Origin of the sequence: Roseisolibacter sp. H3M3-2 (assembly GCF_029211165.1) — a bacterium.
Lineage (GTDB): Bacteria > Gemmatimonadota > Gemmatimonadetes > Gemmatimonadales > Gemmatimonadaceae > Roseisolibacter.
The window spans coordinates 1-19972 of record NZ_JARGEK010000048.1 but is presented as its reverse complement, the minus strand read 5'-3'; the positions used below and the strand labels follow the sequence as shown (position 1 = coordinate 19972).

Genomic DNA, 19972 nt, shown 5'->3' with positions numbered 1-19972 from the left:
CGCGCCGCGCCCGGCCAGCAGCGTGGCGCCCGCCATCCCCGGCGCGCCGCCGTACACCGCGACCTTGCTGCGCGTCCCCTTGTGCGCCCACGCCTCGCCCTGGCGCGGCGCCGGCCCCGCGAGCTGGCGCGGCGCGCCGGCGGGGACGTCCATGCCGATGTCGAGCACCGCGATCGTCCCCGCGGCGTCGCGCGCCGACAGCAGCCCGCGCTTGCAGGCGCCGAAGGTCAGCGTGATCGCGTCGCGCATCGCGGCGCCGGGCGCGGCACCCGTGGTCGCGTCCACCCCGCTCGGCACGTCGAGCGCGACGACGGCGGCGCCGGCTCCGCGCGCCCGCTCGATGTCGGCGATCGCCTCGGCGGCCGACTCGCGCGGCGCCCCCGACGCGCCCACCCCCAGCACGCCGTCGACCACCACGCGCTCGGCGCCCGTCGGCGGGGCGCCCACGCCAGCGGCCAGCGCGCGCTCCCGCTCGAAGCGCGCGTCGTCGGTGCGGGGCACGTCGCCGCCCCACGCGCGCACGCCCACGCGCACCCCCGCTCGGGCCAGCGCGGCCGCGACCACCCACGCGTCGCCGCCGTTGTTCCCGGGGCCGGCGTGGACCGCCGCCCCCTCGTCCAGCCCGTCGGCGAGGCGCCGCGCGATCTTGCCCGCGGCGGCCGCCCCGGCGCGCTGCATCAGCGCGCGGCCCGGGGTCCCGGCGGCGATCGCGGCCCGGTCGGCGGCGGCCGCCTCGGCGGCGTTAAGGACGCGGACGTCGGGCGTCACGCCCCGAACGACGAAGCGGCGGCCCCTCGGGCCGCCGCCTGGCGCGCGTGCGTGGGCCCGGCGTCGGACGCCGCCCGGCTCACTTGTGCGACTGGCCGACGGTGCGGCCGTAGCCGATCTCCCCGTTGTCGATGCGGATGTTGAAGCCGCACTCGGGGTTGCTGCAGACCCACGCCTTGTACGTGATCGGCGCGCCGTCGCGGCCGTAGTCGCTGAGCGGGAGGAGCGTCCCCGCGCCACACTTGTGGCAGGTCGGGAGTTCGGTCGGCATCTCGGATTGCGTGGAGTGCGGGGCGCGGCCGGGCCGACCCCCCGCCAGGTCAGCCGAGCAGCGCGCAGTTCCAGGGGTAGTCGCGCTCGAACGCCGTGTCGAAGTCGAACACGCCGGCGAAGTCGTCGCGCGAGTCGTTCGGTTGGCTGATCAGCAAACCGAGGTCCACCAGGGCGAACACGATGTCGCCGATGTCCTCGGTCGCGCGGATCCCCCAGTGGTCGAGCACCTGCCGCGCGAGCACGCCGTAGCGCTCCAGCGCCAGCTCGCGGCAGGCGTGCGCGAGCTCGGCGCCGGTGATGTGGCGCCGCTCGGTGAGGTGGGTCTGACAGTACTCCAGCGCCGACAGCACGAACAGGAACCCGCGCTCGTGGAAGCGCGGCTCCCGCAGCCGGATCTGGTCCATGATGCCGTCGCGGAACGCCAACTCGGACAACGTCGCCTACTCCTCAGGATTGCCCAGAAGACGCGCGGCGGCGCGGCCTGCAACGCCGCGCCGCCGGTGCCTCAAACTGCCCCCCGGCCCCCCGACACGCTAGTGGGCACCGGGCCGGCGGGCCGCTCAGTGGGAGACCCCGGCCGTGGCCGGGTACAGCGGGAAGCGGCCGGCCAGCTCGCGCACGTCGCCCCGGACGGCCTCGAGCACGGCCGCGTCCTCCGGCGCCGCGAGCACGCGGTCCATCAGCTCCGCGATCCGCGCCATCTCGGCCTCGCCCATCCCGCGCGTCGTGACCGCGGGGGTGCCCACGCGGATGCCGCTGGTCACGAACGGCGACTGCGTCTCCTTCGGCACGGTGTTCTTGTTCACCGTGATCCCGGCCCGGTCGAGCGTCTGCTCGGCGACCTTCCCCGTCAGCCCCTTGCTGCGCAGGTCGAGCAGCATGAGGTGGTTGTCGGTGCCGCCCGAGACGACGTGGAAGCCGCGCGCCACGAACGCCGCCGCCAGCGCCTTCGCGTTGGCCACCACGCGCCGGCAGTAGTCGCCGAACTCGGGGCGCAGCGCCTCGCCGAACGCCACCGCCTTGGCCGCGATCACGTGCTCCAGCGGCCCGCCCTGCATCCCGGGGAACATCGCCTTGTCGACCGCCTTGGCGTGCGCCGCGGTCGAGAGGATGATCCCGCCGCGCGGCCCGCGCAGCGTCTTGTGCGTCGTCGACGTCACGACGTCGGCGAACGGCACCGGCGACGGGTACGCGCCCGTGGCCGCGAGCCCGGCGAAGTGCGCCATGTCGACCATGAAGATCGCGCCCACCTCGTCGGCCGCCTCGCGGAACTGCTGCCAGTCGATGGCCCGCGAGTACGCGCTGTAGCCGGCGATGATCATCTTCGGCCGGTGCTCGCGCGCCAGCTCGCGCATCCGCGCGTAGTCGAGGATCCCCTCCTCGGTCACCCCGTACGAGACCGCCCTGTACAGGATCCCCGAGAAGTTCACCGGCGACCCGTGCGTCAGGTGCCCGCCCTGCGACAGGTCCATGCCGAGGAAGGTGTCCCCCGGCTTCAGGAAGGCGAGGAAGACCGCGGCGTTGGCCGACGCGCCCGAGTGCGGCTGCACGTTCGCGTGCTCCGCCCCGAACAGCTGCTTCACCCGGTCGATGGCCAGCTGCTCGACCTGGTCGACGACCTCGCAGCCGCCGTAGTAGCGCTTCCCCGGCAGCCCCTCGGCGTACTTGTTGGTGAGCGGGGAGCCCATCGCCTCCAGCACGGCGGGCGAGACGAAGTTCTCGCTCGCGATCAGCTCCAGCCCGTCGTTCTGCCGCGCGATCTCCTGCTCGACGAGGCGCGCGATCTCGGGGTCGGCCGCCTGCAGCGCGGCGCCCGGGGGGCAGCGGTCCCAGTCGTGCCAGTTCATCACTCGAGCTCCTCGCGTGCGTGGCCGCCGGGCCCCGCGTCGTCCTTCCCGGCGTGATGGTCGGGGTGGTGGCGCCCGGCCTCCTCGGCCCGCGCCCCCGCGGTGGTCTCGATCTTCTCGATGCGGCGCTCGTGCCGCCCCCCGTCGAAGGGGGTCGCCAGCCACGCGTCCAGGATCGCCTCGGCGTCGGCCTCGGAGACGAAGCGCGCCGGGAGCACGAGGACGTTGGCGTCGTTGTGGCGCCGCGAAAGCTCGGCGATCTCGGGCGCCCACGCCACCGCCGCCCGCACGTGCGGGTGCCGGTTCGCCGCGTAGGACATCCCGAGCCCGGTGCCGCACATCAGGATCCCGCGCGCCGCCTCCCCCGACGACACGCGGTCGGCCAGCGGGTGCGCGAAGTCGGCGTAGTCCGTCGAGGCGTCGCTCGCCGGCCCGAGGTCGTCCACCGCGTAGCCGCGGCGCTCCAGCGCGGCCTTGAGCTTCTCCTTCAGCTCGTAGCCGGCGTGGTCGGAGGCGATGGGAATGGATTCACGCATGGCGCTACCCTTCCCGACGCTCGACGCTCGACGCTGCCCCCGTCCCGGAGGACGCGGCGTGCGCGGAGCGTCGAGCGTCGAGCGTCGAGGGAGGTCGGATCAGGAGGGCTTGTTCGGCCACTGCGGCCACGTCTTCACCATGCTCCGCACGGCCGCGATCCGGCGCTCGGCCAGGCGGTCGGCGGCCTGGTACGTCGGGATCCCGTCCTGCTTGGCGATCTCGAAGACGTTCAGCACCGTGTGGTAGATCTCGTCCGACTTGCGCAGCGAGCGCTCGCGGCTCCAGCCGGCCAGCTCGCTGTAGACGTTGATCACGCCGCCGGCGTTGGCCACGTAGTCGGGGGCGTAGAGGATCCCCTTCGCCTCCAGCTCGTCGCCGTGCCGGTCCTCGAGCAGCTGGTTGTTGGCGGCGCCGGCCACGATCTCGACGCGCAGCTGCGGGATCGTCTTGTCGTTGATCCCGCCGCCCAGCGCGCACGGGGCGTAGATGTCCGCCTGCTGCCCGACGATCTCGTCGGTGCTCACCGCGCGCGCGCCCGTCTCGTTCGTCACGCGCTTGACGCGGTCGGCGTCGATGTCGGCGACGATCAGCTTCGCGCCGGCGCGGTGCAGCTCCTTCGCCAGGTGGTAGCCGACGTTCCCGCACCCCTGCACGGCGATCGTCTTCCCCTCCAGCGAGTCGGAGCCCCAGCGGTACTGCGCCGACGCCTGGATGGCGCGGAAGACGCCGTGCGCCGTGACCGGCGACGGGTCGCCCGAGGCGCCCGCGAGGCCGGCGACGTAGTCGGTCTCCATGTGCACGAAGTCCATGTCGCCGGTGCTCGTCCCCACGTCCTCGGCCGTCACGTAGCGGCCGCCCAGCGAGTCGACGAAGCGCCCGTGGGCGCGGAAGATCATCTCGCGGTTCGGCGTCCGGTTGTCGCCGATGATCACGCTCTTGCCGCCGCCCAGGTTCAGCCCCGCGACCGCGTTCTTGTAGGTCATGCCGCGCGCCAGGCGCAGCGCGTCCACGATCGCCTCGGCGTCGGTGGCGTAGTGCCAGAAGCGCGTCCCCCCCAGCGCGGGCCCGAGCGTGGTGTCGTGGATCGCGATGATGCCCCGGTAGCCGCTCGCCCGGTCGTGGCACACGACGAGCTGCTCGTGCCCCATCGTGGCGATCGTGTCGAAGAGCTGCATCGAGGAGTTCGACGCCAGCTCGGGCGCGTTGCCGCTGAGGGTCGGGGGGATGATGGCGGCGCTCGTCATATGAGTTCGGTCCTGCACCAGATCAGACGTAGAGTTCGCGCGCGATGACCACGCGCTGGATCTCCGAGGTGCCCTCGTAGATCTCGGTGACCTTCGCGTCGCGCAGGTACTTCTCGACCGGGTACTCCTTCACGTACCCGTAGCCGCCGAAGATCTGCACGGCCTCGTCGGCGACGAACATCGCCGTCTCGCTCGCGAAGAGCTTGCAGATGGAGCTGTACTGCGTCACGCGCTCCCCGCGCTCCTTCGCGGCGGCGGTCGCGTGCAGGGTGGCGCGGGCCGCCGCGAGGCGGGTCGCCATGTCGGCCAGCTTGAACTGGATCGCCTGGAAGCTGCGGATCGGCTGCCCGAACTGCCTGCGCTGGTCGGCGTAGTCGCGCGCGGCCTCCAGCGCCGCCCGCCCGATCCCGATGCTCTGCGCCGCGATCCCGAGCCGCCCGTGGTCGAGCGACTGCATCGCGTACGCGAACCCCTGCCCCTCCTGCCCCAGCAGGTTCTCGGCGGGCACGCGCAGGTTGTCGAACACCAGCTGCACCGTCGGCGAGGCGCGGAGCCCCAGCTTGTTCTCCTTCTTCCCGACGCCGAAGCCCGGCATGTCGGGGGTCACGACGAACGCCGAGATCCCCTTGGAGCCGCGGCGGGCGTCGGGGCTGTCCGTGCGCGCCATGACGAGCACGACGAGCTTGTCGTAGGTGCCCGACGTGATCCACGCCTTGGTGCCGTTGAGCACCCAGTGGTCGCCGTCGCGCACCGCCTGGCAGCGCAGCCCGGCCGCGTCGCTCCCGGCGTCGGGCTCCGACAGCGCGAAGGCGCCGAGCATCTCGCCGCGGGCCATCGGCTTGAGGTAGCGCTCCTTCTGCGCGTCGCTCCCCCAGTTCAGGAGCATCTGCGTCGGGAGCGAGTTGTGCACGCTCATCATCACGGCCGCCGAGGCGTCCGCGGCGGCGATCTCCTCGAGGGCGAGCAGGTAGCTCGACGCGTCGAGGCCGAGGCCGTCGTACGTCTCGGGGAGGAGCATCCCGAGGAAGCCCAGCTCCCCCATCTTCCCGACCAGCGACGGCTCGAAGTGCTGGTCGCGGTCCCACTCGGCGGCGAAGGGGGCGATGTGCTCGCGCGCGAAGTCGCGCGCCAGGCGCTGGATCTCGCGCTGCGTCTCGGTCAGCGGCAGGAGGGCGTCGAACATGTTCAGCTCGCGTACGAATAGAAGCCGCGCCCGGACTTCCGCCCGAGCCACCCCGCCGCCACGTACTTCCGGAGCAGCGGGCACGGGCGGTACTTCGGGTCGCCGAGTCCCTTGTGCATCACCTCGAGGATCGCCACGCAGGTGTCGAGCCCGATGAAGTCGGCGAGCGTGAGGGGCCCCATCGGGTGGTTCATCCCGAGCTTCATGACCGTGTCGATGGCCTCGGGAGTGCCGACCCCCTCCATGACGCAGTACACGGCCTCGTTGATCATCGGCATGAGGATCCGGTTGGCCACGAAGCCGGGGTAGTCGTTCACCTCGACCGGCGTCTTGCCGAGCGTGCGCGACAGCTCCATCACCTTCGCCGTCGTGGCGTCGGTGGTCGCCAGGCCGCGGATGACCTCGACCAGCTGCATCACCGGGACCGGGTTCATGAAGTGCATCCCGATCACCTGCTCGGGGCGCTTCGTGCGCGCGGCGATCTCGGTGATCGCGATCGAGCTGGTGTTGCTGGCCAGGATCGCCCCGTCGCCGGCCAGCCGGTCGAGGTCCCCGAACAGCTTGAACTTGAGGTCGACGTTCTCCGTCGCCGCCTCGACGACCAGCTCCGCGCCCGCGACCGCGGCGAGGTCGGTGTGCGCCGACAGGCGGCCGAGCGTCGCGTCCTTCGCGGCGGCGTCGAGCGCGCCCTTCTTGACCTGGCGGTCGAGGTTCTTCTCGATCGTCTGCATCCCGCGCTGCAGCGCGGCGTCGCTCACGTCGAGCATCGCGACGTCGAAGCCGCTCTGCGCGAACACGTGCGCGATCCCGTTCCCCATCTGCCCAGCGCCGATGACGGCGATCTCCCGTCCGGCCGTGCCGTCCGCCATGTCAGAAGCTCCCGCGGCCGTCCGGCCGCGCGTCGAGTGAGTGCAGTGCGTCGTCCGTCGTCCGCGCGGCGCGCCCGCCGCGCCGCCACAGCCAGCCCATCGCCAGCAGCATCCCGCCGGCGGCGGCCGCGCCCCCCTCGGGGCCCCAGGCGCCGCCGGTGAGCCAGTCGGGCCCCGCGTCCACGACCCGGTAGTCGGGCGCCGCGAAGGGGAGCCCGCTCACCGCGGCGTGCAGGGCGCCCGCCAGCGTCCAGTTCCACGCCAGGTGCGCGGCGAACGCGGCCCACAGGCTCCCCGTCGCCAGCAGCACGGCGCCGAGGAACACGCCCGCGAGCGACACGATGGCGACCGAGCCCACGGTGGCGCCCGGGTTCTGCCAGTGCAGCACGCCGAAGACGGCGCTCGTGAGCAGCAGCGCCGGCCACGCCCCGCCGGCCTCGCGCAGCACCTGGAACGGGTACCCGCGCACGAGCAGCTCCTCGTACAGCGCGGCCGGCGCCAGCAGCGCGAGCTGCGACAGCGCGGTCCCCCACCAGCTCCCGTCGGGCGCCCGCTCGGCGCCAAGCGCGCCGACCGGCAGCAGCGCCGCGGACGGGAGCCCCAGCGCCAGCGCGTCGAGCAGCGCGCCGGCCGCGATCGGCCGGGGACGCGCGGCCGCCGCCGCGAGCGCCACGAAGCCCCACCCGCGGCGCTCGATCCAGCGCAGCATCGCGAGGTGCGCCAGCGCCGCCCCCGCGAGGCCGGCCCAGGCGTGCACGATCAGCCGCGTGCCGGTTCCTGCGTACACCGCGCCCGCCACCCCGCTCAGGACCATCGTCGCCAGCGTCGTCCCGACCACCAGCGCGAGCCCGTAGCCGACGAGGCGCCAGACGGCGCCCGGGCGGCCGTCGACCACCCCCACCCACCGCGCGAGCGCGGAGGGGGCGGCGGCCGGCGGCGCGGCGTCCGTGCTCAGCTGACGCGCTCCACGCTCAGCGCCACCGCGTCGCCGCCGCCCAGGCAGAGCGTCGCCAGCCCGGTCGCCCGGTCGCGGTCCTGCAGCGCATACAGGAGCGTCGTCAGCACGCGCGCCCCGCTGGCCCCGATCGGGTGCCCGAGCGCGATCGCGCCGCCGTGCACGTTCACGCGGTCCCACGCCCAGTCGAGCCCCTGCCCGGTGGCCAGCGCCTGCGACGCGAACGCCTCGTTGGCCTCGATCAGGTCGTAGTCGCCGATCGCGGTCCCCGACTTCTTCATCAGGTTGTTCACCGCGGTGATCGGCGCGAAGAACAGGTCCTGCGGGTCGGTGGCGCCGGTCGCGTAGCCGGTGACGCGGGCGAGGATCGGCAGCCCGTTGGCGCGCGCGTAGGCCTCGCTCGTCACCACGACCGCGCTGGCGCCGTCGTTGAGCGACGAGGCGTTGCCGGCCGTGACCGTCAGGTCGTCGGGCGACGTGGTCTTGTCGGGGAACGCGGGGCGCAGCTTGCCGAGCGACTCGGCCGTCGTGTCGCCGCGCGGGCCCTCGTCGGCGTCGACCACGGTGGCGCCCTTGCGCCCGCCGACGGTCACCGGGGCGATCTCGCTCGCGAACTTCCCCGCCTGCTGCGCCGCCACCGCCTTCTGATGCGACTCGGCGGCGAAGCGGTCCTGCTCCGCGCGCGACAGCCCGGCCTTGCGCGCCGTGTACTCGGCGTGGCCGCCCATGTGGACGTCGCAGACGGCGCACCAGAGCCCGTCCTTGATCATGCCGTCGACCATCTTCTGGTCGCCGAGCTTGACGCCGTTGCGCATCCCGTACGTGTAGAACGGGGCGTTGGACATCGACTCCTGGCCACCGGCGACGATCACCTCGGCGTCCCCCGCCTTGATCGACTGGGCGGCGAGCATGACGGCCTTCAGCCCCGACCCGCAGACCTTGTTGATGGTCAGCGCCGAGACGGACGACGGGACCCCGGCCTTGAGCAGCGCCTGGCGGGCCGGCGCCTGGCCGACGCCCCCCTGGATCACGTTGCCCATGATGACCTCCTGCACCTGGTCGGCGGGGAGGCCGGCGCGCTCGAGGGCGGCGCGGATCGCGACGGCGCCGAGCTCGGGGGCGGAGAGCGAACTGAGCGCGCCGAGGAACTTCCCGATCGGCGTGCGGGCGGCGCTGACGATGACGGGCTGACGGGCGGTGTCGGGCATCGGGCTCCGGAACGGTCGGCGTGGGGGGCGCCGCACAGGAACGGAGACCCGCTCCGGCGCGCCCAGCCCGCAAAAGCTAACCGGGCGCGCGGAGGCCGTTCAACGGAAGCTCAGGCCGCCCGCGCGAGCGGCGCCGGCGCGGCGGCCGGCGCGGGCGCGGGGAGGCCGACCCCCCAGCGCCGGAGCCCCCACTGCATCGCCGGGCCGACGAGCACGGCGAACAGCACCGTCCCCACCCCCAGCCGCCCGCCGAGCGCCCACCCGCCGGCGAGCGCCGACAGCTCGAACGCGGTCCGCACGCGGCGCACCGGGCGCGCCGTGCGGCGCGCCACCTCGAGCACCAGCCCGTCGCGCGGCCCGCTCCCCAACCCGGCCCCGATGTAGGCGCCGGTCATCCAGCCGGCGAGCGCGATCCCGCCGAGGTGGTACGCGAGCCCCCACCCCCACCCGGCCGCCGGGGGAACCACCGGGAGCAGCACGTCGATCGTCGCCCCGATGAGCACCATGTTGGCGAGCGTCCCGGCGCCCGGGCGGATCCCGAACGGCAGCGAGAGCAGCAGCACGGACAGCCCGACCCCGACGCTCGCGACCCCGATCCCGACGCCGAGCCGCAGGTGCAGCCCCTGGTGGAAGGCGTCCCAGGGCCCCACCCCGAGCCCGCTGCGGATCATGAGCGCCGCGGCCGCGCCCCAGCCGAGGAGGCCGAACACGAGCTGCGCCCAGCGGCGGGCGGGCGAGGAGGGGCGGGCGGTCACGGCGGGGAGGCGGAGCGGGGGGAACGGCGACGGGCGGGGGGTGCTCAGAGCCCGACGGTCACGCGCGCGTAGACGTAACGCCCGTTGAACCCGAACGGGGAGAACTGGTTGTACGGGAAGATCCCGAAGTTGGCGTTCCCCGAGCTGGCGGCGGTCGAGTTGCGGCGGTCGCTGTTCTCGTCGGGGTAGACGTCCAGCACGTTGTCGGCGCCGACCACGAAGGTGACGCGCGACAGGATGCGGAGCGAGCCGCTGACGTCGGTGATCCACTTGGCGCCGAACGTCTGGTCGGGGGCGGAGGGGACCCCGGCGCCGGTCAGCGCGGTGCGTGCCGTGACCTCGCCGAAGCGCTGCGTGCGCGCGACCAGCCCGAAGTTCCGCAGGTCGTAGGTCGCGGAGAGCAGCACGTTGGTGCGCGGCTGCCCCTCCTCGATGCGCGACCGCTCGACCCGGCCAAACAGCGCCTCCTGCTGGTTGCTCAACGCCGGCGGCGTGCTGTCCACCCGGGTGACGATCGTGTAGTTGCGCGCGAAGCCGGCCGTGAACCGCGCGAAGCCGTTGGCCTGCAGGTTGAGCCCGTAGTTCGCCACCACGTCGAGCCCGCGGGTGCGCGTGTCGATCGCGTTGGTGAAGTAGCGGCCGCCGGTGGCGCCGAAGGGCTGCAGGAGCGCGGCGACCGCGGCGCCGGTGAAGTTCTCCGACAGCACGATCCGGTCGTCGATGTCGATCTGGTAGGCGTCGACGGTGAGCGAGAGGTTGCGCACCGGCTCCATCGCGACGCCGGCGCTCAGGTTCACCGACTTCTCGGGCTCCAGGTCGCTGGCGCCGAGGACGCGGGCCTGCTGCGAGCTGACCGGGAAGGTCTTGATCTCGAACGGCGTCAGGTTGCCGTTGACGTTCACGAAGTTCGTCGCCGTCGCGGAGTAGAACGACTGCTGCAGCGACGGCGCGCGGAAGCCGGTGCTGGCGGCGCCGCGCAGCACGTACCCCGGCGCGAGCGTGAAGCGCGACGACAGCTTGCCGTTGGTGGTCGCGCCGAAGTCGCTGTAGTTTTCGAACCGCCCGGCGACGGCGACCAGGAAGCGGTCGGTCACGTCGGTCTCGACGTCGGCGTAGACCGCCACGTTGTTGCGCGACTGGCTGGTGGCGTCGGTCGGGCGGAAGCCGGGGAAGACCTGCGCCCCCGGGGCGGCGCGCGTCGTCGTCGGCTGGCCGTTGGCGCCGATCACCCGCACGTCGCCGTCCCGCCACGAGTCGGGGTCCCCCTCCTGGATCTCGTACCAGTCCATGCGGAACTCGGCGCCCGCCGCGGTGCGCAGCGCCCGCACCCCCTGCGGCCGGAACTCGCGCGTCAGGTCGAGGTTCGTCGTCGACTGCCGGTCGATCAGCGTGCCCGCGTAGAACTCGCGCGGGCTCGCGTTGCCGAGCGAGGCGTTGTTGCTGTTCTCGATGTCGTAGCGGAACGAGTTGCCGCCGAACACCGTGCTCAGCTCCGCGCGCCACCCGCCGAGCGTCGTGCGCGCGCCCGCCGTGGTCGAGAGGTCCCAGATGCGCGAGGTGATGAGCGGCAGGAAGCCGTCGGGGTAGATCGAGCGCACGGTGCGGTCGTCCTGCGCGCGGCGGAAGAAGCCGGCCGCCTCGCCGTCGCGCCGCCCCACCCCGCCGAACGCGAACAGCTCCAGCCCGCTCTCCAGCGCGTGCCCCGCGTTGAAGAAGCCCACGAGGTCCGTCGTCGCCGCGTCCCCCTGCCGGTGGTTGATCGGCCCGGTGGTGTTCGTGCGCGTGACGTTGCTGCTCGCCTCGGAGAACGACTGCGGGCGCGGGTCGCCGAGCGTGCGGTTGGTCGCGCCGCGGTCGCGGTACTCGACGCCGCCGTGGAGGAAGGAGTTCTGCGCGCGGCTCACCCCGCCGTTCACCGACAGCTGCACCGTCCCGCCGTCGGTCGCCTTGCGGTCGGCGTCGAACTCGCGCGCGTAGGTGGTCTGCGTGCGCCCGGCGGTGGCGGCGAACTCCCCCGCCCCGTTCGACTTGAGGATGATGTTCACGACGCCGGCGATGGCGTCCGACCCGTACTGCGCCGCGGCCCCGTCGCGCAGCACCTCGATCCGCTCGATCATGCTGGCGGGGATCGCGTTCAGGTCGACGGCGGCCTGTCCGCGCCCGATCGAGCTGTTGACGTTCACCAGCGCGCTGGTGTGGCGCCGCTTCCCGTTGATCAGCACCAGCACCTGGTCGGCGCCGAGCCCGCGCAGCGTGGCGGGGCGCACGTGGTCGGTGCCGTCGCTGATGGTGGCGCGCGGGAAGTTCACGCTCGGCGCCAGCTGCTGGAGAATCTGCGCCGTCTCGACGCGCCCGGTGCTGCGGATCTCGGCGGCGCTCAGCACGTCCACCGGCACGGGCGACTCGATCACGGTGCGCGCCTCGGCGGCGCGCGTGCCGACCACGGCGACCGCCTCCAGCGTCGAGGCGGCGCGCTCGAGGCGGAAGTTGACCGTCGCCGCGCCACCGGCGGTGACGGTGACCGAGTCGCGCGCGAGCCCGTAGCCGATCAGGCGCGCGCGCAGCTCGTAGCGCCCGGGGCGGAGCGACAGCCGGTAGCTCCCGTCGCCGCGCGTGACCGCGCCGAGCGGCGTGCCGGTGACCGAGATGGTGGCGCCCTGGATCCCGCCGCCGTCCTCCCCTGTCACGCGTCCGGCGACGGTGCCGGTCGGTTGCTGCGCGACGAGCGGCGCGGCGAGCGGCGCGCCGAGCAGGGTGGCGACGAGCAGCCAGGGGACGGGGCGCGACGGCGGATGGACGTGCGGCATCGGCGGCTCCGGGAACGGGAAAGGGCGGACGCTGACGCGCCCGCCCTGCGACAGTGCCGCCGACCGGGCGCGTCCGCAAGCGCGGAACCGCCCGGCCCCCGTGCACGTTCCGTCAGCCCGCCTTCGCCTCCGCGGCGTCGGCCACCGGCACCAGCGCGCGCGAGCGGATCTCCTCGCGCAGCCGCTCCACGAAGGCGTCGAGCGGCATCGCCTCCTGCTTCTCCCGCCCGCGCGTGCGGACGGTGACCGTCCCCGCCTCGGCCTCGCGCCGCCCGAGGACGAGCATGTACGGCACCTTCATGGTGGCCGCCTCGCGGATGCGGACGCGGTAGTCCTCGTTGCTGCCGGCGTCGAACACCACGCGCACCCCGTCGGCGCGCAGCGTCGCCGCCACGCGCGCCGCGTACTCGTCGTAGTCGGGGGCGATCGGGATCACCGTCACCTGCTCGGGCGCCAGCCACACCGGGAACGCCCCGGCGAAGTGCTCGATCAGGATCGCGATGAACCGCTCCATCGAGCCGCTGACGGCGCGGTGGATGACGACCGGGCGGTGCGGCGCGTTGTCGGCGCCCACGTACGTCAGGTCGAAACGCTCCGGCGCCGCGTAGTCGAGCTGGATCGTGCCGAGCTGCCAGGCGCGCCCGATCGAGTCGTGGACGTCGAAGTCGATCTTGGGGCCGTAGAAGGCGCCGTCCCCCTCCTTGAGCGCGTACTCGCGCCCCGTCGCCTCCAGCGCGCCGCGCAGCGCCGACTCGGCGCGGTCCCACATCTCGTCGGAGCCGATCCGCTGCTCGGGGCGCGTGGCGAACTTGAGCGAGGCCGTGAGCCCGAAGGCGTCGTAGTAGCCGAGGATGAAGTCCATGAGGAACTTCACCTCGTCGACGATCTGGTCCTCGCGCAGGTAGACGTGGCAGTCGTCCTGCGCGAACTGGCGCACCCGCGTCAGCCCCGACAGCGCGCCCGACAGCTCGTTGCGGTGCAGCACGTCGAAGGTGACGTAGCGCAGCGGCAGCTCGCGGTACGAGTGGCGCGTGGAGCCGAAGTACAGGTGGTGCGACGGGCAGTTCATCGGCTTGAGCGACATGTCGTGCTCGTTCGTCTCGTTGTCGAGGACGAGGAACATGTTCTCGCGGTACTTCCCCCAGTGCCCCGACTGCTCCCACAGCTTCTTCGTGAAGAGGAGGGGCGTCTTGATCTCGAGGAAGCGCTCCGCCTGCCGCTCCTGCACGAAGTCGACGAGCGTGTTGTACAGCGACGTGCCGCGCGGCGTCCAGAAGGCCGCGCCCGGGGCGTGCGGGAAGAAGTGGAACAGGTCCAGCTGCTTGCCGAGGAGGCGGTGGTCGCGCCGCTTGGCCTCCTCGATGCGGTGGACGTGCTGCTCCAGCTCCTCCTTCTTGAAGAACGCCGTGGCGTAGATGCGCTGCAGCATCTGGCGCCGGCTGTCGCCGCGCCAGTACGCGCCCGCCGTGGACATCAGCTTGAAGTGCTTGAGCCACGACGTGTCGGGGACGTGCGGGCCGCGGCACAGGTCGACGAAGTCGCCGTCGCGGTACGTCGAGATGACCTCGTCCTCTGGGAGGTCCTCGAGGCGCTCCAGCTTGAGCGGGTCGTCCTTGAAGACGACGCGCGCCCGGTCGCGCGAGACCTCCTCGCGCTCGAAGGCGAGCTTCTCCTGCGCGACCTTTCGCATCTCCGCCTCGAACGCCGCGAGGTCCTCGGGCGTGAACGGGGCGGCGACCTCGAAGTCGTAGTAGAAGCCGTCGTCGATCGCGGGGCCGAAGCCGATCTTGGCGTCGGGGCGGATGCGGCGCACCGCCGTGGCGAGCACGTGGGCGCCCGAGTGGCGCAGCACGGCCAGCGCCTCGGGGCTCTTGTCCGTGAGCACCTTGAACGCGCCGCCCCGGCGCAGCGGCGTGATCAGGTCCTGCACCTCGCCGTCGACCGAGACGGCGACGGCCGCCCGGAGCAGGCGCTCGCCGATGGTCGCCACGACGTCGCGCGGCAGCGTGCCCGCGGGGACGGTGCGCGTGGCGCCGTCGGGGAGCACGAGCGTGAGCGTCGGGGCGTCGGGCGACGCGGCGTCGGGGCGGTCGAGGGTCGAGGACATGCCTGCTGGACGAGCTCGGAGGTGGCCTTGTTCTTGCGCCCGCGCGGCGGCAGCATAGGGTGGTGCGCGGGGTCCCCGCGCAGCGCGGGACAGAGCGCGTAAGCTATTTGGGCACCTTCACCTCCGCCACGGATTCGGCATGGCCACGATTCGCTACCGCGACCGCGACAGCTCCACCTCGGGCGCCCTCTTCGTCGCCGTGGGCGCGCTCGCGGGCATCGCCGCCGGCGTGCTCCTGGCGCAGCGCTACGGCGGGCTCTCGGGGCTCTCGCAGCGCGTGCGCGAGCGGTTCGGCGACGTCCTGGACGACGAGGAGCAGACCGAGACGGGCGCGCGCGGGCGCCCGTCCGCGATGGACGCGCCCGACTACGACGACGAGCCGCTGGGCGACGACGCCGACGAGGGCGAGGTCCTCGAGGAGCGCGTGCTCGAGGCGTTCCGCAACGACCCGATCCTCGCCGAGCGGGCGATCGACATCGGCGCCATCGGCACCGGGATCATCGAGCTCACCGGCTGGGTGCACGCTGACGACGAGACGCACCACGCGGTGACGGTGACGCGCGGCGTGCCCGGCGTCGCCACGGTCGTCAACCGCCTGACGGTGCGCGAGGAGGAGGAGCGCCTCGACGAGCGCGGGCGCCGCTACCGCGCCGGCGACGAGGAGACCTCGCCGCGCTGGGAGGGGATGGGGATCGGGACCGGCCGCCCCCGCCAGGGCACCTCGGACGACCCCGACCGCCACGCCGACCCGAAGCCGATCCTCGAGGAGCGTTGGCAGCGCGAGCAGCGGGCGATCGAGGCCGCCGCCGACGACATCGACGGGCTGGCCGAGCGCCGCGCCGCCACCGAGGGGCTCCCGATGGACCGCACGGGCGGCGCCCCGGTGGCCCCGTCGGGCGTCCCGAAGAGCGACCACGTGGCCGACCCGGCGTCGGCCGAGCCGGTGCTGCGCGAGCAGACGGGGCGGGTGGATCGGAACATTCGGGCGGACTGAACGACGGCGGGGCGTCGAGCGGGGAGCGTCGAGCGTCGAGGGACCCCCCTCGACGCTCGACGCTCCCCGCTCGACGCTTCCTCCCCCGGAAGTCTCCCCGCCGGCACCGCGCTTGCCCTCCTGCGGGCGACACCACACGGAGGAGACCCCGGAATGTCCGAACGCCATAAAGCCCACAACGGGCGCACCGCGCACGGCGACCGCGAGAAGCCGGTCGAGAGCCTGGCCCTCGACGGACGCGACCCGATCGGGACGGCCGCCGCGGCGGACTCGGTCCTCGTCGACGGCGCGATCGCCGACGTCGGCGCCAACGCGACCAGCCGCGCCGACCGGGTGCAGGCGATGATCGACCAGAATCGGGACTGCGTGGACAAGTTCCGGAACCCCGACCCGCCGCCGACCAGGCATCCGTAAGGCGGGAACTCATGGAGCCCCGGGCACTCGCCCGGGGCTTCGTGCGTCCGGGGCGGCGCCCCCCGCTTGGCGCCCTGGGTAGCTTGCGGCATGACCGCGCCCGACGCCCCGACCCCCGCCGAGCTCCCGGCCACCTACGACGCCGCCGCCACCGAGCCGGCGATCTACGCACGCTGGCAGCAGGCCGGCGTGTACACCGCCGACGCCGCCCGCACCACGCGCCTCGGCGGCGACCGCGACCCGTTCGTCGTCCTGATGCCGCCGCCGAACGTGACGGCGGTGCTGCACGTCGGCCACGGGCTGAACAACACCGTGCAGGACGTCGTCACGCGGTGGCGCCGCATGGCCGGCGACGAGGCGCTCTGGCTCCCCGGCACCGACCACGCCGGCATCGCGACGCAGAACGTCGTCGAGAAGCTGATCGCCCGCGAGGAGGGGCGCACCCGGGCCGACCTCGGGCGCGACGCGTTCGTGGCGCGCACCGCGTCGTTCGTCGAGGAGACGGGCGGCGCCATCCTGGAGCAGCTCAAGGCCATCGGCGCCAGCTGCGACTGGACGCGCACGCGCTACACGCTGTCGCCGGAGCTGAGCCGCGCCGTGCGCGAGGCGTTCGTGCGCCTCTACGAGCGGCAGCTGATCTACAAGGGGCACCGCGTCATCCACTGGTGCCCGCGCTGCATGACGTCGCTGTCGGACGAGGAGGCCGAGTTCTCCGAGACGGCGGGGAAGCTCTACCACGTCAGCTACCCGCTGACCGACGACCCGACGCGCACCATCACGGTGGCGACGACGCGCCCCGAGACGATGCTCGGCGACGTGGCGGTGGCCGTGCACCCCGAGGACGAGCGCTACCGCGACATCGTCGGCAAGACGGTCACGCTCCCGGTGGTGAACCGCCCGATCCCGGTGGTGGCCGACGCCTACACCGACCCGGCGTTCGGCACCGGCGTGGTCAAGATCACCCCCGCGCACGACGCCAACGACTTCGAGGTCGGGAAGCGCCACGGGCTCCCCATGCCGGTCGTCATCGACGCCACGGGCGCGATGCGCGACGGCGCCGACTCGGACGGGCGCGTGCCGGCCGACCTGGTGGGCGTGGACCGCTTCGCCGCGCGCGAGGCGGTCGTGGAGCGGCTGCGCGCCGAGGGGCGGCTGGTGAAGGTCGAGGCGCACCAGCACAACGTGCGGCACTGCTACCGGTGCGACACGGTGGTGGAGCCGCGCCTGTCCGACCAGTGGTTCGTGAAGATGGCGCCGCTCGCCGCCCCCGCGCTGGAGGCGGTGCGCACGGGCGCGACGCGCATCCTCCCCGAGCGCTGGGAGGGCGTGTACGTCCACTGGCTCGAGAACATCCGCGACTGGAACATCTCGCGGCAGCTGTGGTGGGGGCACCGCATCCCGGTCTTCTACTGCGACGCCTGCGGCTGGCAGGGCGCGCTGCGCGAGGACCCGCGCGACTGCCCGCAGTGCGCGCTCGACGACTCGCTGCGCCAGGACGAGGACGTGCTCGACACCTGGTTCTCGTCGTGGCTGTGGCCCGTCTCGACGATGGGGTGGCCGGACGAGGAGAGCGCCGACCTCAAGGCGTTCTTCCCGTCGGACGTGCTGGTCACGGCGCCCGAGATCCTGTTCTTCTGGGTCGCCCGCATGATCATGGCGGGGTACGCCTTCCGGGACGAGACGGCGTTCCACACCGTCTACCTGCACGGCACGGTGCGCGACACGCAGCACCGTAAGATGTCCAAGTCGCTCGGCAACGGGATCGACCCGCTGGAGGTCGTGCGCCTGTACGGCGCCGACGCGCTCCGCTGGACGGCGATCGCGGGGCTCGGGATGGGCGCGGACGTCATCCTCGACCACAACGACCTCGAGAAGTCGTTCGCGCCGGGTCGCAACTTCTGCACGAAGCTGTGGAACATCGGCCGCTTCCTGCTCGCCAACGTGGGGAGCGACGCCGTGGCGCCGCTGGCGTCGCTCGACGCGGCGCGGCTCACGCGCGCCGACCGCTGGATCCTCGCGCGCCTCGACCAGGCGGTGGCCGACTGCGACGCGGCGCTCGGCCCCGCGCGCCCCTCGGCGGCCGGCGGCGTGTCGGCGCACGGCGAGGCGCGGTGGCGGGAGCACGAGCACACGGCGGGGCTGCGGCTCAACGAGTACGCCGAGGCGGCGCGCCGCTTCGTGTGGAACGAGCTGGCCGACTGGTACCTGGAGTCGACCAAGGCGCGGCTCTCGGGGGGCGACGCGGCCGACCGCGAGGTCGCGCGCGCGGTGCTGGTGCACGCGCTCGACCACGCGCTGCGCCTGCTGCACCCGGTGGTGCCGTTCATCACCGAGGCGCTCTGGCAGCGCCTCCCGGGGCGCGCCGACGGCGAGTTCCTGACCGTCGCGCCGTGGCCGCGCGCGCGCGGCGCGTCGGCGGCCGGCAACGGCGCGGCCGACGGCGCGGCGGAGTTCGAGCTGGTGCGGGCGGCGGTGAGCGCCATCCGCCAGGTCCGCGCCGACTACGCCGTCGCGCCGGGGAAGCAGGTCGAGGCGGTGCTGGTGTCGGACGACGCGGCGACGCGCGCGGTGTTCGAGACCGAGGCGGCGCTCGCCGGCCGCCTCACGCGCAGCACGCTCACCGTGGCGATGGCCAAGCCGGGCGGCGCGGCGGCGACGCAGGTGATCGCGGGCGGCGCCGAGGTCGTGGTGCCGCTGGCCGGCATCGTCGACCTGGCCAAGGAGCGCGAGAAGCTGACGAAGGAGCTGGCTGACCTCGAGAAGCAGCTGGCCGCGCTGCGCGGGCGGCTGTCGAACGAGGGCTTCGTCTCGCGCGCGCCGGCGCACGTGGTCGAGGCCGAGCGGCAGAAGGAGGCCGAGTGGGGGCGCCGGCGCGACCAGCTCGCGAGCACGCTCGCCGCGATGGGCGGCGCGTGAGGGCGCGCTCGGCCCTGCTGTCGGCCATCGGCGCGGCGTCGCTGGCGGCGGCGTGCGCCTCCCCCGGCATCCCGCCGGGGGGCCCGGAGGACAACGCCCCGCCGCGCCTGGTCCGCCTCTCCCCGGAGACCGGGTCGGTGGGCGCGCGCCCGCGCGAGGTCGTGTTCACCTTCGACGAGGTGGTGAGCGAGACGCCGAGCGGCGCCGGCGTCGGCGGCGCGGGCGGGGCCGGCACCGCGGGCGCGGGCTCGCCGCTGGAGCCGCTCGTGCTCGTGTCGCCGCGCGGCGGCTCGGTCGAGGTGGACTGGAGGCGCGAGCGCATCGCGGTGCGCCCGCGCCGCGGCTTCCGCGACAGCACGACCTACACGGTCACGCTGCTCCCCGGGCTGGCCGACCTCCGGCAGAACGTGCGCGACACGGCGATCGTCGCGGTGTTCTCGACCGGCGGCCCGATCGCGCGCCAGCGCGTCGGCGGCGTCGTCTTCGACTGGGTGAACGGCAAGCCGGCGGCGCGCGCGGTCGTCGAGGCGATCACCGCCGACAGCACCGTCTACTTCACCGTCGCCGACAGCGTCGGGCGCTTCGTCATCCCGAACCTGCCGGCCGCCAGCTACACGCTGCGCGGCACGGTCGACGAGAACGCGAACCGCTCCGCCGACCCGCGCGAGGCGTTCGACACCGCGACGGTCGCCGCGGCGGTGGTGGCGCGCGGCGACACGGCGGCCGCCGAGCTGTACGCGTTCGTCCGGGACACGATCGGGCCGCGGCTCGTGACGGCGACGCCGCGCGACTCGGTCACGCTGCGGCTGGGCTTCGACCGCCCGCTGCTGCCGGGGCAGCCGCTGACGCCCGCCCTCTTCCGCCTCGCGGCCGCCGACTCGAGCGAGGTGCCGATCACGGCGGCGTTCACGGCGGCCGACTACGACTCGCTGAGCGCGCGGCGGCAGCGCGGGACCGCGGACTCGCTGGCGCGCGTGCGAGCCGACTCGCTCGCCCGCCTCACGCGCGTCGACTCCGGCGCCGTCGACCGCGCACGCGCCGACAGCGTGGCCCGCGCCGACTCGGTCGGCCGCGCGGCGCGCGACACGTCGGCGC

The 19972-nt window shown here is 73.8% G+C and carries 17 protein-coding genes; 4 read left to right on the top strand and 13 right to left on the bottom strand.

Annotated features, from left to right (window positions below):
* The 13 genes from PYV61_RS06460 to thrS all read right to left on the bottom strand — a co-directional run.
* A partial coding sequence (locus PYV61_RS06460; protein ID WP_275829537.1) for an NAD(P)H-hydrate epimerase occupies positions 1–768 on the bottom strand: 768 nt, incomplete at its 3' end.
* A 79-nt stretch (positions 769–847) separates the two neighbouring features.
* The gene (locus tag PYV61_RS06455) at positions 848–1039 is read right to left on the bottom strand and encodes a hypothetical protein (protein ID WP_275829535.1); all 192 of its coding nucleotides are present in this window, start codon (positions 1037–1039) and stop codon (positions 848–850) included.
* Positions 1040–1088: 49 nt separating this feature from the next.
* Entirely contained in the window at positions 1089–1475 is a 387-nt protein-coding gene (locus tag PYV61_RS06450; RefSeq protein ID WP_275829534.1) for a Minf_1886 family protein, read from the bottom strand.
* Positions 1476–1601: 126 nt separating this feature from the next.
* The gene (gene glyA, locus PYV61_RS06445; protein WP_275829532.1) at positions 1602–2888 is read right to left on the bottom strand and encodes a serine hydroxymethyltransferase; all 1287 of its coding nucleotides are present in this window, start codon (positions 2886–2888) and stop codon (positions 1602–1604) included.
* On the bottom strand, positions 2888–3424 hold the full coding sequence (gene rpiB, locus PYV61_RS06440) for a ribose 5-phosphate isomerase B (RefSeq protein WP_275829530.1): 537 nt from the start codon (positions 3422–3424) through the stop codon (positions 2888–2890). Before rpiB ends, glyA begins: the two co-directional genes overlap by 1 nt.
* Before the next feature lie 99 nt (positions 3425–3523).
* The gene (locus PYV61_RS06435) at positions 3524–4600 is read right to left on the bottom strand and encodes a Glu/Leu/Phe/Val dehydrogenase dimerization domain-containing protein (RefSeq protein WP_345785216.1); all 1077 of its coding nucleotides are present in this window, start codon (positions 4598–4600) and stop codon (positions 3524–3526) included.
* A 91-nt stretch (positions 4601–4691) separates the two neighbouring features.
* The gene (locus tag PYV61_RS06430; protein ID WP_275829526.1) at positions 4692–5852 is read right to left on the bottom strand and encodes an acyl-CoA dehydrogenase family protein; all 1161 of its coding nucleotides are present in this window, start codon (positions 5850–5852) and stop codon (positions 4692–4694) included.
* Between the two features lie 2 nt (positions 5853–5854).
* Entirely contained in the window at positions 5855–6721 is an 867-nt protein-coding gene (locus PYV61_RS06425; RefSeq protein WP_275829524.1) for a 3-hydroxybutyryl-CoA dehydrogenase, read from the bottom strand.
* A 1-nt stretch (position 6722) separates the two neighbouring features.
* Positions 6723–7616 carry a CPBP family intramembrane glutamic endopeptidase gene (locus tag PYV61_RS06420; RefSeq protein WP_275829522.1) on the bottom strand — a complete coding sequence of 298 codons (894 nt, stop codon included), beginning with the start codon at positions 7614–7616 and terminating at the stop codon, positions 6723–6725.
* A gap of 56 nt (positions 7617–7672) precedes the next feature.
* Positions 7673–8884, bottom strand: a complete 1212-nt coding sequence (locus PYV61_RS06415; protein WP_275829520.1) for an acetyl-CoA C-acetyltransferase — start codon at positions 8882–8884, stop codon at positions 7673–7675.
* A gap of 110 nt (positions 8885–8994) precedes the next feature.
* Complete coding sequence (locus PYV61_RS06410; RefSeq protein WP_275829518.1) at positions 8995–9639, bottom strand: hypothetical protein; 645 nt, start codon at positions 9637–9639, stop codon at positions 8995–8997.
* 44 nt (positions 9640–9683) lie between these two features.
* Positions 9684–12446 carry a TonB-dependent receptor gene (locus tag PYV61_RS06405; protein ID WP_275829516.1) on the bottom strand — a complete coding sequence of 921 codons (2763 nt, stop codon included), beginning with the start codon at positions 12444–12446 and terminating at the stop codon, positions 9684–9686.
* A gap of 112 nt (positions 12447–12558) precedes the next feature.
* Positions 12559–14553: a threonine--tRNA ligase gene (gene thrS, locus PYV61_RS06400; protein ID WP_275829514.1), complete on the bottom strand. Its 1995-nt coding sequence runs from the start codon at positions 14551–14553 to the stop codon at positions 12559–12561.
* Between the two features lie 139 nt (positions 14554–14692).
* Here thrS and PYV61_RS06395 point away from each other — a divergent pair, with 139 nt between their 5' ends.
* The 4 genes from PYV61_RS06395 to PYV61_RS06380 all read left to right on the top strand — a co-directional run.
* Complete coding sequence (locus tag PYV61_RS06395; RefSeq protein WP_275829512.1) at positions 14693–15547, top strand: BON domain-containing protein; 855 nt, start codon at positions 14693–14695, stop codon at positions 15545–15547.
* Positions 15548–15700: 153 nt separating this feature from the next.
* Positions 15701–15961, top strand: coding sequence for a hypothetical protein (locus PYV61_RS06390; protein WP_275829510.1), 261 nt, complete (start codon positions 15701–15703; stop codon positions 15959–15961).
* A gap of 90 nt (positions 15962–16051) precedes the next feature.
* A complete protein-coding gene (locus PYV61_RS06385) occupies positions 16052–18877 on the top strand; it encodes a valine--tRNA ligase (RefSeq protein ID WP_275829508.1) in 2826 nt (941 codons plus the stop codon).
* The coding region (locus PYV61_RS06380) for an Ig-like domain-containing protein (protein ID WP_275829506.1) at positions 18874–19972 on the top strand (1099 nt) is incomplete at its 3' end. The genes PYV61_RS06385 and PYV61_RS06380, both read left to right, overlap by 4 nt.